The sequence below is a fragment of the Streptomyces litchfieldiae genome (assembly GCF_031845365.1).
In the GTDB taxonomy this organism is placed as follows: Bacteria; Actinomycetota; Actinomycetes; order Streptomycetales; family Streptomycetaceae; genus Streptomyces; species Streptomyces litchfieldiae.
This window is the reverse complement of the sequence record NZ_JAVREL010000010.1, coordinates 249,446-260,186: the sequence shown is the minus strand read 5'-3', so window position 1 is coordinate 260,186 and position 10,741 is coordinate 249,446. Positions and strand designations below refer to the sequence as shown.

General features: G+C 69.0%; 10 protein-coding genes. 1 reads left to right on the top strand and 9 read right to left on the bottom strand.

Annotation, left to right across the window (positions count from 1 at the left end; genetic code table 11):
• Positions 1-65: 65 nt before the first annotated feature.
• The 5 genes from trpD to ctaE all read right to left on the bottom strand — a co-directional run bounded on the left by trpD (position 66) and on the right by ctaE (position 5,512).
• Positions 66-1,130, bottom strand: a complete 1,065-nt coding sequence (gene trpD / locus RM590_RS18975; RefSeq protein WP_311705808.1) for an anthranilate phosphoribosyltransferase — start codon at positions 1,128-1,130, stop codon at positions 66-68.
• A gap of 168 nt (positions 1,131-1,298) precedes the next feature.
• Positions 1,299-2,945: a cytochrome bc1 complex cytochrome b subunit gene (qcrB, locus tag RM590_RS18970; RefSeq protein ID WP_311705807.1), complete on the bottom strand. Its 1,647-nt coding sequence runs from the start codon at positions 2,943-2,945 to the stop codon at positions 1,299-1,301.
• On the bottom strand, positions 2,942-4,015 hold the full coding sequence (gene qcrA, locus RM590_RS18965) for a cytochrome bc1 complex Rieske iron-sulfur subunit (RefSeq protein ID WP_311705806.1): 1,074 nt from the start codon (positions 4,013-4,015) through the stop codon (positions 2,942-2,944). Before qcrA ends, qcrB begins: the two co-directional genes overlap by 4 nt.
• Positions 4,012-4,821, bottom strand: coding sequence for a cytochrome bc1 complex diheme cytochrome c subunit (gene qcrC, locus RM590_RS18960; protein WP_311705805.1), 810 nt, complete (start codon positions 4,819-4,821; stop codon positions 4,012-4,014). The genes qcrA and qcrC overlap by 4 nt, the downstream gene beginning before the upstream one ends.
• Before the next feature lie 70 nt (positions 4,822-4,891).
• Complete coding sequence (ctaE, locus tag RM590_RS18955) at positions 4,892-5,512, bottom strand: aa3-type cytochrome oxidase subunit III (protein WP_311705804.1); 621 nt, start codon at positions 5,510-5,512, stop codon at positions 4,892-4,894.
• A gap of 134 nt (positions 5,513-5,646) precedes the next feature.
• On the opposite strand from ctaE, the gene RM590_RS18950 reads away from it, so the two are divergent.
• Positions 5,647-6,048 carry a DNA-binding transcriptional response regulator gene (locus RM590_RS18950; protein ID WP_311705803.1) on the top strand — a complete coding sequence of 134 codons (402 nt, stop codon included), beginning with the start codon at positions 5,647-5,649 and terminating at the stop codon, positions 6,046-6,048.
• Positions 6,049-6,054: 6 nt separating this feature from the next.
• Here RM590_RS18950 and RM590_RS18945 read toward each other — a convergent pair whose 3' ends face one another.
• From RM590_RS18945 to ctaC, 4 genes are all read right to left on the bottom strand, one after another.
• A complete protein-coding gene (locus RM590_RS18945) occupies positions 6,055-7,344 on the bottom strand; it encodes a L,D-transpeptidase (RefSeq protein ID WP_311705802.1) in 1,290 nt (429 codons plus the stop codon).
• Positions 7,345-7,453: 109 nt separating this feature from the next.
• Complete coding sequence (locus RM590_RS18940) at positions 7,454-7,852, bottom strand: cytochrome c oxidase subunit 4 (protein WP_311705801.1); 399 nt, start codon at positions 7,850-7,852, stop codon at positions 7,454-7,456.
• Positions 7,849-9,573 carry an aa3-type cytochrome oxidase subunit I gene (gene ctaD, locus RM590_RS18935; protein ID WP_394813899.1) on the bottom strand — a complete coding sequence of 575 codons (1,725 nt, stop codon included), beginning with the start codon at positions 9,571-9,573 and terminating at the stop codon, positions 7,849-7,851. Before ctaD ends, RM590_RS18940 begins: the two co-directional genes overlap by 4 nt.
• 2 nt (positions 9,574-9,575) lie before the next feature.
• Positions 9,576-10,541, bottom strand: coding sequence for an aa3-type cytochrome oxidase subunit II (ctaC, locus tag RM590_RS18930; RefSeq protein ID WP_311705800.1), 966 nt, complete (start codon positions 10,539-10,541; stop codon positions 9,576-9,578).
• Positions 10,542-10,741 lie beyond the last annotated feature (200 nt).

Below are 10,741 nucleotides of genomic sequence, written 5' to 3'. Positions count from 1 at the left end.
GTACAAGGGCGGGTGGGTGGGGGAAAACACCGGGCGCAGCCCGGTGCGTCGACCCCCGGGCGGGACTACTTGTGGCTGGCCGCGATCCAGCGTTCCAGTGTCGTCTTCGCCGTCCCCGAGTCGATCGACTCCGCCGCCCGGGGCAGCGCCGCCGCGATCTGGTCGGTGAGGGGGAGGTCCTGCGGGGACAGTGCCACCAGCGCCGCCGCCGAGTTCAGCAGGACCGCGTCGCGCACCGGGCCCGTTTCGCCTTCGAGGAGGCGGCGGGCCACGTCCGCGTTGTACGCCGCGTCCGCGCCGCGCAGCGCAGCCACGGGCGCCAGGGCGATCCCGACGTCGCGCGGGTCGAAGGACCCCTCCGTGACCTTCCCGTTCCGCACCGTCCACACCGTGGACGTCGAGGTGACCGTCAGCTCGTCCAGCCCGTCGTCCCCGCGGAAGACCAGCGCGGAGCTGCCGCGTTCGGCCAGCACGCCGGCCATGATCGGCGCCATCCGGGCGTCCGCGACGCCCGTCGCCTGCGCGGTGACCCGCGCCGGGTTGGTCAGCGGGCCGAGGAAGTTGAACGTGGTGCCCACGCCGAGCTCGCGGCGGGCGACGGCCGCGTGCCGCAGCGCGGGGTGGAACTTCGCCGCGAAGCAGAACGTGATGCCCGCCTCCACGGCCACCTCGGCGACCCGCTGCGGGGTGAGTTCGAGGTTCACCCCCAGCCGCTCCAGCACGTCCGAGGCGCCGCTGGCGCTGGACGCCGCGCGGTTGCCGTGCTTGACGACCCGCGCGCCGGTGCCCGCCACCACGATCGCGGACATGGTCGAGATGTTGACCGTCTTGGCCCGGTCCCCGCCCGTGCCGACGATGTCCACCGAGGCGCCCGGCACCTCGATCAGATTGGCGTGGTCGTACATGGTGCGGACCAGGCCGGTGAGTTCGTCCACCGTCTCGCCCTTGGCGCGCAGCGCGATCGCGAAGCCGGCGATCTGCACGTCGGTCGCGTCGCCGCTCATGATCCGGTCCATCGCCCAGGCCGTCTCGTCCGCGGTGAGGTCCTGGCCGGCGAGCAGGGCGCCCAGCACGTCGGGCCAGGTGCGCGCCGCCGCGGGGTCGCCTCCGGCGGGGGTCACAACACTCATGGCAATCTCCTGGCGAGTGGCGGATCGGCTGGATGGTCCGCGCCGAGCCTAGCCCGGCGACCACCGGCGGCGGCACCGTGCCCGAACTCCGGACGCGCCGTGAGACGCGCCGAGGGCCGCGGTTCCCGTGGGAACCGCGGCCCTCGGTGCGAAGGACCGGACGGCCGGCTAGTGGTGACCGTGGCCGTTGGCGATGGCCTTGTACTCCTCGCCGGTGGGCTTGGGAATCTGCGCGTGCTCGCCGAAGTAGCCCCGGCTGATCCTGGCCCGCACCCGCTCCAGCGGGCTGACCTTGCGCCGCACGCCGTTCTCGTCGGTGGCCCCGCCGATCTCGGCCGGCTTGAGCTGGTCGTGCGCGGTGAGCGTGTACAGCATGTCCTGCGACAGCGGCTCGTGCACCTCGATGAACTCGCCGTGCGGCAGCCGCTTGATGATGCCCGTCTCGCGGCCGTGCAGGATCTTCTCCCGGTCCCGGCGCTGGAGGCCGAGACAGATCCGCCTGGTGACGATGAACGCCAGCACCGGCAGGACGAAGAAGCCGATCCGGCAGAACCAGGTGAGCACGTTGATCGAGATGTTGAAGTTCACCGCGACCACGTCGTTGCCGCCACCGAGCAGCGTGACCGCGTAGGCCGTCAGCCAGGCCACGCCCAGCCCGGTACGGGTGGGGGCGTTGCGCGGCCGCTGCGCGATGTGGTGCTCGCGCTTGTCCTTGGTGACCCAGGACTCGAAGAACGGATAGATCCCGATCAGCACCAGCATCAGCGGGAACACGATCATCAGCGGGATCATCAGACCGAAGTTGACCGTATAGCCGCCCGGCAGGACCCATTCCCAGCCGGGCATCATCCGGACCAGGCCCTCGGAGAAGCCGAGATACCAGTCCGGTTGCGCGTTGGTCGACACCTGATCAGGCCGATAGGGGCCGAGCACCCAGATCGGGTTGATGGACACGGTGGCCGCGATGGCCGTGATGACGCCGAACACCAGGAAGAAGAAGCCGCCGGCCTTCGCCGTGTACACGGGCAGGAGCGGCATGCCGACGACGTTGTCGTTGGTCTTGCCCGGGCCCGCGTAGTGCGTGTGCTTGTGGTACACGACGAGGATCAGGTGGGCGGCGACCAGTCCCAGCATGAGGCCCGGCAGCAGCAGCACATGGATCACGAAGAATCTCGGGATGATGTCGTGCCCGGGGAACTCCCCGCCGAACAGGAAGAACGAGAGATACGAGCCGATCACCGGCGTGGCGAGGATCGCGCCGTCCATGAACCGGAGGCCCGTGCCGGACAGCAGGTCGTCCGGGAGCGAGTAGCCGGTGAGGCCGGTGAAGATCGCGCAGATGAACAGGGTCCAGCCGAACAGCCAGTTGACCTCGCGCGGCTTCCGGAACGCGCCGGTGAAGAACACCCGGAACATGTGGCACATGATGCCGACGATGAAGATCAGCGCGGCCCAGTGGTGGATCTGCCGCACGAGCAGACCACCGCGCACGTCAAAGCTGATGTCCAGCGTGGAGGCGTACGCCTCGCTCATCATCACGCCCTGCATCGGCACATAGGAGCCGTCGTACTCGACCTGGGCCATGCTCGGCACGAAGAAGAGCGTCAGGTACACGCCGGTCAGAATGATGATGATGAAGCTGTAGAGGACGATCTCACCCAGCAGGAACGACCAGTGGTCGGGGAAGATCTTCCGCATGTTGGCCTTGGCGAGGCTGTAGAGACCCAGCCTGCCGTCGGCCCAGTCGGCGATCTTCTCGCCCGCCGGTGCCTTGCCCCGGGCTTTCGTCGGGGACTTCACTGACGTGGTACTCATCCGCGCTCCCAGTAGCTCGGGCCGGGGGGCTCGTCGAAGTCGCCAAGCGCCTCGAGGAAGCCTTCGTCGTTCACCGTGATGCGCAACTGCGGCAGCGGGTGGCCCGCGGGGCCGAAGAGCACGCGCGCGCCGTCCGCGAGGTCGAACGTCGACTGGTGGCAGGGGCAGAGCGCGTGGTGGGTCTGCTGCTCGTAGAGGGTGGCCGGGCAGCCGATGTGGGTGCAGATCTTGGAGTAGCACAGGATGCCCTCGTGGCCCCACTCGGCGGACCGCGGGTCCTTGATGTCCTCCGGTTCGAGCCGCACCAGCATGACCGCGGCCTTCGCGATCTCGGCGTGGAAGTCCTCGGCGTGCGGGTCGAGCCCCTCCGGCATGGCCTGGGTGAGGGAGCCGACCGTGATGTCCTCGGGCCGCAGCGGCTGGAGGGTGGACTCGTTGATGATCAGCGAGCCCTTCTTCCAGGCGGTGTGCTGCAGCTTGTTTCCGGGCAGCGGGCCGGTGTCGCGCAGCAGCACGAGGCCGGTGAGCGGCACCAGGGCGAGCGCGCCGAACATGGTGTTGCGCACCAGCTTGCGGCGGCCGAACTGCGACTCCTCGGCGCCCTTGGCGAACTCCTCCAGGACGTGCGCCTTGACGTCGGGCGTCGCCTCGATGGCGTGCCGCTCCTCGGGGACCTCGACGTCCGACATCAGCGTGCGCGCCCAGTGGATGGCGCCGGCACCGATACAGAAGAGCGCGACGGCGAGCGTCAGGCCGAGGGCGAAGTTGAGCCCGCTGATGTGGCCGATCGGCCAGATGTAGACGATCTCGTCGATCGGGATGGCCACATACGAGACGATGAAGCCCACGGTGGCGAGCATGGACAGCGTGAACAGGAAGGCCACGGTGCGCTCGGAGCGCTTGGCCGCCCGTTCGTCGATGTCCTGCCGGCGCGGCTCGTGCGGCGGCAGTCCGGGGTCGGCGAACGGGTCGTCCGCCATCGCGACAGTGCCGTCGTCCCGCCGTGCCGGCAGGTGGTCGTCGTCCGACGTGTCGTTGTGCGATGCACTCTGGTCAGTCTGGCTACTCATGACTTCCTGGCCTTTGCGGTCCTGGCGCCAATCCACACGGTCACCGCGATCAGGGAGCCGATGCCGAAGGTCCAGGCGAAGAGGCCCTCACTGACCGGGCCGAAGCCACCGAGCGAGAAGCCTCCCGGGTTCGGCGACTCCGAGGTGTTGACCGCGTGCAGCCACGCGATGATGTCCTGCTTCTCCTCCTCCGGCAGCGTCGAGTCGGGGAAGGAGGGCATGTTCTGCGGGCCGGTCACCATGGCCTCGTAGATGTACCGGGGGTCCACGTTGTCCAGCGAGGGTGCTTCCTTGCCGTGGGTGAGGGCACCGCCCTGCCCGGTGAAATTGTGGCACTGGGAGCAGTTCGTACGGAAGAGTTCGCCACCTCGGGCGGCGTCTCCCTCGGCCGGGTCGTAGGCCGACTCCTCCGGCACGTTGGGCCCGGGGCCCAGCGAGGCGATGTACGCGGCGAGCTGGTCGATCTCGGCCTGCGAGTAGACCGAGGGCTTCTCCGGCGCCTGCGGTCCGGGCTGCTGCATCGGCATGCGGCCGGTGCCCACCTGGAAGTCGACGGCGGCTGCGCCCACGCCCACCAGGCTGGGGCCGTCGCTGCCGCCCTCGCCGCCCGCGCCGTGGCAACTGGAGCAGCCCACGTCGTACAGCTTCTTGCCCTCCTCGATGGCAAGGGATTGGGCCGAGGCGCCGGCCTGGGCCTCACCCGCGGGAGCGAGTGCGGCGTACAGCCCCCCTGTGGCCGCCAGCGCGAGGAGGAGGACGACGAGCGCCGCCAGCGGATGGCGCCGTCGTGCGGAGAGCTTTTTCACGGATTACCCCGGTGTCAGGATCTTCTGCGTCGGTGCTTGAAAGGTGCGCGTCCGGTATGTCGGCAGGGTGCTACTTGATCAAGTAGATCGTGGCGAAGAGGCCGATCCAGACCACATCGACGAAGTGCCAGTAGTACGACACGACGATGGCGGTGGTGGCCTGCTCGTGGGTGAAGCGCCGGGCCGCGTACGTGCGGCCCAGGACGAGGAGGAACGCGATCAGCCCGCCCAGCACGTGGAGCCCGTGGAACCCGGTGGTCAGGTAGAACGCGGAGCCGTAGGGGCCGGAGGACAGCGAGATGCCCTCGTGCTTCACCAGCTCCACGTACTCCGTCACCTGGCCGCCGATGAAGATGGCTCCCATGATGAAGGTGATCACGAACCAGCCGCGGAGCTTCTTCACGTCGCCCCGCTCGGCGGCGAACACACCGAGCTGACAGGTGAGCGAGGAGAGGACCAGGATCACGGTGTTGGTCCCGGAGAACGGGAGGTTGAGCGCGTCGGCGTTCTCCTGCCAGTAGTCCGCCCCCATCACCGACCGCAGGGTGAAGTACATCGCGAAGAGGGCCGCGAAGAACATCAGCTCGGAACTCAGCCAGATGACGGTTCCGACACTGGTGACGTTCGGCCGGTTGACCGAAGGGATCGCGTGCCCGGTTTCTGCTGCAGTTGCTGTCGCCACGCCCGTCATTATGTCGGGCGGTATTCCGGGGGTTGTCTCGGGGGTCCGGTTCGGTGTGTCCCGGCCGTTCGGGGCCTGCCCACGGCCGCGCCTGACGGAGTAGCATCCGCCGCAACGGACAACGCCCACCCCGCGGAGGAACGATGGAGCGCACCGCCACGGTGCTGGTCTACAGCGACGACGTCAACACCCGCGAGCAGGTGCGGCTCGCCGCCGGCCGGCGGCCCGCCGACGACGTTCCCGCGGTCGAGTACGTCGAGTGCGCCACCCTGCCCGCCGTGCTGATGGAGCTGGAGAAGGGCGGCATCGACGTCTGCGTGCTGGACGGCGAGGCCACTCCGGCCGGCGGCATGGGGGTGTGCCGCCAGATCAAGGACGAGATCTTCGAGTGCCCCCCGGTGCTGCTGCTGATCGCCCGCCCGCAGGACGCGTGGCTGGCGACCTGGAGCCGGGCGGAGGCCACCGTGGCCCACCCGGTGGACCCGTCGGACCTGGCCACCGCCCTGGCCTCCCTGCTGCGCCGGAAGCTGCCCTCCGCCGTCTGACCGGCGTCAGATCTCCGCCTGCAGCCGGCCGGTCGTGACGTCCGGTCGGCTCGCGCCGGTGTCGCCGTCGCCGTTCTCCGTCACGGGCGGGGCCTCGGCCGCGTGCAGGGCGCTGCCCGCGAGCCACTCGTCCCAGGAGAGGTTCCAGTCGCCGAAGCCGTTGCCGAACGGCGCCATGTCCTCGCCGAAGCCGTTGATGTGCTCGACGACGTCGCCGGGCTTGACGAGTTCGTAGAACCACTGCGCGTTCTCGGTGGACATCCCTGTGCAGCCGTGGCTGACGTTGGCCGAGCCCTGGGAGGCGACGGACCAGGGCGCGCCGTGCACGTACTCGCCGCTCCAGGTGAGGCGGGCGGCCCAGTACACGGCCAGGTCGTAGGACTCGGCGGAGCCGGCCGGGATGCCGATGCTGGTGCCGGTCATCCGCACATGCTGCTCGCGGCCCAGGATGACCTTCTTGCCGCTGCGGGTGGCGAAGCCCTCCTTGCCCGTGGTGATGGGCAGCGTGCGCAGCTCCTCGCCGTTGCGCGACACCGTCATGGTGTGCGAACTGATGTCGGCGACCGCCTCGATCCGGTCGCCGGTCTTCAGGTCCAGGGGCTTGCCGGTGCCGCCGCGCAGCCCGTCCCTGATGGGCAGGCCCTCCAGGTGCGAGCGCACGGAGATGGTGGCGTGGGCGGGCCAGTACTCCCTGGGGCGGTAGTGCAGTTCCTTGTCGTCCACCCAGTGCCAGGCGCCCTCCACGCGCGGCTCCGACGTGACCGTCAGGGCGGCCTCCACCAGCTCCCGTTCGCGTGCCTCGCCGACCTTGCGGCTGAGAGTGGCCGTGATGGGCTGCCCGACGCCATAGGTGCCCGCCTCCGGGCCGAAGGTGACGTCCAGGCGCTTGCCCCCGGCGGCGCGGGTGGTGAAGCTGTGCACGCCGCGCCCGGGGGCGCCGCTGCCGTTCTGCGTGCTGACGCGGACGGTGTAGGTGGACTCGGCGGCCAGGGGTGAGGTGCTGTGCCAGCCGCGGCCGTCCGCGGCGAGTTCGCCGGCGAGCGGGCGGCCGCCGGCGTCGGTGGCGATGACGTCGGTGATGCGGGTGCCGGAGCCCTTGGTGCTGATCTTCAGGGGTTGATCGGGGTCGACGCGGGCGGCCTCCTGGCCGTCCGCCGTGCCGAAGGACAGGGCCCCGGCGGCGTTGTACGGGTCGGTGGCCAGCGGCTCGTCGCCGTCGCCACAGCCGGTGAGGCCGGCCAGCAGCGGAGCGACTATCAGCGCACATCCCACCTTTATGCGAGTTGTGTGACTCATAGGCACAACGTACGGATTGTCCCCCCGGCGGGCGCGCGGGCCTGCTGCAAACGGGCGGCCCCCGGGGAGGGTCTCCCCCCGAGGGCCGTGCCGTGCGCGCCGTCGGCGGCTACTGGTTCTGGTTCTCGCCGCGGTAGTACTCGAAGACCCACAGCCACAGGCCGATGACGACCAGCGGCGCGGTGAAGAACAGGAACCACCAGCCGAAGACCGGGCCCATGAACGCCAGCACACCGCCGCCGCCCAGCATCAGCGGGGCCCAACTGTGCGGGCTGTAGAAGCCGACCTCACCGGCGTCGTCCGCGACGTCGGCCTCCTTGTTGTCCATCGCCCCGGTGTCGACCCGGCGCGCGGTGAAGATCAGGTAGAACCCGATCATCGCGCTCAGCGCGAAGGACAGGAAGAGCGCCGTGGTACCGACCGGCTCCTTGGACCACACGCCGTAGACGATCGCCACGGCGAGCATGAAGGCGCCGATCCAACTGAACAGGTGCCCCTGGATCCTCACTGGCCGGCCTCCTTTCCGGTGAGGGCCTCGGCCTCGTGACGGGCCTCGTTCTCCAACTGGTCGAGCGCCGCCACCTCGGGGTGGTGCAGGTCGAAGGCCGGCGATTCGGAACGGATCCTGGGCAGGGTGAGGAAGTTGTGCCGGGGCGGCGGGCAGGAGGTCGCCCATTCGAGCGAACGGCCGTAGCCCCACGGGTCGTCGGTCTCCACCTTCTCGCCGTACTTCCAGGTCTTCCAGACGTTGTAGAAGAACGGCAGCATCGACATGCCGAGCAGGAAGGAGCTGATCGTGGAGATCGTGTTCAGGGCCGTCCAGCCGTCCGCGTCCAGGTAGTCGGCGTACCGGCGCGGCATGCCCTCGGCGCCCAGCCAGTGCTGCACCAGGAACGTGCCGTGGAAGCCGATGAACAGCGTCCAGAAGGTGATCTTGCCCAGCCGCTCGTCGAGCATCTTGCCGGTCCACTTGGGCCACCAGAAGTGGAAGCCCGCGAACATCGCGAAGACGACCGTGCCGAACACCACGTAGTGGAAGTGCGCCACCACGAAGTAGCTGTCGGAGATGGCGAAGTCCAGCGGCGGCGAGGCGAGGATGACGCCGGTCAGGCCGCCGAAGAGGAAGGTGACCAGGAAGCCGACCGACCACAGCATCGGCGTCTCGAAGGACAGCGAGCCCTTCCACATGGTGCCGATCCAGTTGAAGAACTTCACACCGGTCGGGACCGCGATCAGGAAGGTCATGAAGGAGAAGAACGGCAGCAGCACCGCGCCCGTGACGTACATGTGGTGCGCCCAGACCGTCACGGACAGGCCGGCGATCAGGATCGTCGCGGCGACCAGACCGATGTAGCCGAAGATGGGCTTGCGGCTGAAGACCGGGATGATCTCCGAGACGATGCCGAAGAACGGCAGCGCGATGATGTACACCTCGGGATGGCCGAAGAACCAGAAGAGGTGTTGCCACAGGATGGCACCGCCGTTGGCCGCGTCGAAGATATGCGCGTCGAACATGCGGTCGGCCGCGAGCGCGAACAGGGCGGCGGCGAGCACCGGGAAGGCCAGCAGCACGAGCACACCGGTCAGCAGGACGTTCCAGGTGAAGATCGGCATCCGGAACATCGTCATGCCCGGGGCGCGCATGCAGATGATGGTGGTGATGAAGTTGACCGCGCCGAGGATCGTGCCGAAGCCGGACAGCGCCAGGCCCATCACCCACATGTCGGCGCCCATGCCGGGCGACCGGATCGCGTCGGAGAGCGGCGAGTAGGCGAACCAGCCGAAGCTGGCGGCGCCCTGCGGGGTGAAGAAGCCGGCGACGACCAGGAGTCCGCCGAAGAGGTACAGCCAGTAGGCCAGCATGTTCAGCCGCGGAAACGCCACGTCGGGCGCGCCGATCTGGAGCGGCATGATCCAGTTGGCGAACCCGGCGAACAGCGGCGTCGCGAACAGCAGCAGCATCACCGTGCCGTGCATGGTGAAGAGCTGGTTGAACTGCTCGTTGGAGACGACCTGGCTGCCCGGCCGGGCCAGCTCGGCACGCATGATGAGCGCCATCACGCCGCCGACGATGAAGAAGAGGAACGACGTCAGCAGGTACATCGTGCCGATCGTCTTGTGGTCCGTGGTGGTGAGCCACCGAACCACGAGGGACCCCGGCTGGCGCCGGTACGGGGCCTGGACGGCCGCTTGGACGTCCGACTCCTGGTCCTGGTTGCGTTCGAGGATACTCACGACTGCCCCTCGTTGGTTTCCGCGTTCCGGGCGGCGTCGGTCTGCTCGATGCTCGCCGGGATATAGCCGGTCTGGCCGCTGTCCGCCAGCTCCTGAAGGTAAGCGTCGTATTCCTCGGGGGAGACGACCTTGACGTTGAAGAGCATGCGCGCGTGGTCGGTGCCGCAGAGCTCCGCGCACTTGCCCATGAAGGTGCCCTGCCGGTCCGGCGTCACCTCGAAGACGTTGGTGTGTCCGGGGATCACGTCCTGCTTCATCAGGAACGGCACCGGCCAGAAGGAGTGGATGACGTCGCGGGAGGTGAGGACGAACTGAACGGTCTCGCCCTCGGGAAGCACCAGGGTGGGACCGGGGTTGCCCGTGTCCGGGTCGCGGTCCGCGGGGGTGCCGATCTCGTAGACGCCGTCGGCGTTGTCGGGGAAGCGCTCCGCGATGCGGTCCGGGATGCCGGCGAGTTCGGGGGCGGTGCGCGCGTCGTTGTCCGAGGCGCCCACCGGCTCGATGTAGTTGAACGCCCAGCTCCACTGGAAGCCGACCACGTTGATGACGTGGTCCGGCTCGTCGGAGGTCTTCATCAGCTCGGTCTGGTCGCGCGCGGTGAAGTAGAAGAGGACCGAGACGATGATCAGCGGGACGAGCGTGTACAGCGCCTCGATGGGGAGGTTGTACCGGTTCTGCGGGGGGACCTCGACCTTTGTCCGGGACCGCCGGTGGAAGAACACGCTCCACAGGATCAGGCCCCAGACCAGCACGCCCGTGGCGAGCGCGGCCGCCCAGGAGCCCTGCCACAGGGAGAGGATGCGCGGCGCCTCCTCCGTGACCGGGGTGGGCATGCCGAGACGGGGAAAGTCCTCGGATGTGCAACCTGTCGCGGTTGCCAGGACCAGGCCCGCGATCAGCGCCTGCGGCAGGATCCGCCGCATCGGGCGCCGCGACGAGCGGTCGGAGCCGTTGGGACTCACGTAGCGCCTTCCCGAGAGTCTCGCCCATGGTCCGGGCTGCCTTCGCACGGAGCGGGGGCCGGCCCTGACACGGGCAGGGGTTTGGATGTTTATGCGGACCAAACCCTACTGGACGCCCTCCGGCGGCACGCGGGGAGGGTGCGTCAACGCGCCGGGGCCGCGCACGAGGCACCGTTCGCGGCCGTCGGCGGGTCCCGAAC

Coding starts and splice junctions, on each gene's coding strand:
- qcrA (WP_311705806.1), bottom strand. CDS start 4,015: ATGAGTAGCCAGACTGACCAGAGTGCATCGCACAACGACACGTCGGAC.
- RM590_RS18945 (WP_311705802.1), bottom strand. CDS start 7,344: ATGAGTCACACAACTCGCATAAAGGTGGGATGTGCGCTGATAGTCGCT.
- RM590_RS18950 (WP_311705803.1), top strand. CDS start 5,647: ATGGAGCGCACCGCCACGGTGCTGGTCTACAGCGACGACGTCAACACC.
- qcrB (WP_311705807.1), bottom strand. CDS start 2,945: ATGAGTACCACGTCAGTGAAGTCCCCGACGAAAGCCCGGGGCAAGGCA.
- ctaE (WP_311705804.1), bottom strand. CDS start 5,512: ATGACGGGCGTGGCGACAGCAACTGCAGCAGAAACCGGGCACGCGATC.
- trpD (WP_311705808.1), bottom strand. CDS start 1,130: ATGAGTGTTGTGACCCCCGCCGGAGGCGACCCCGCGGCGGCGCGCACC.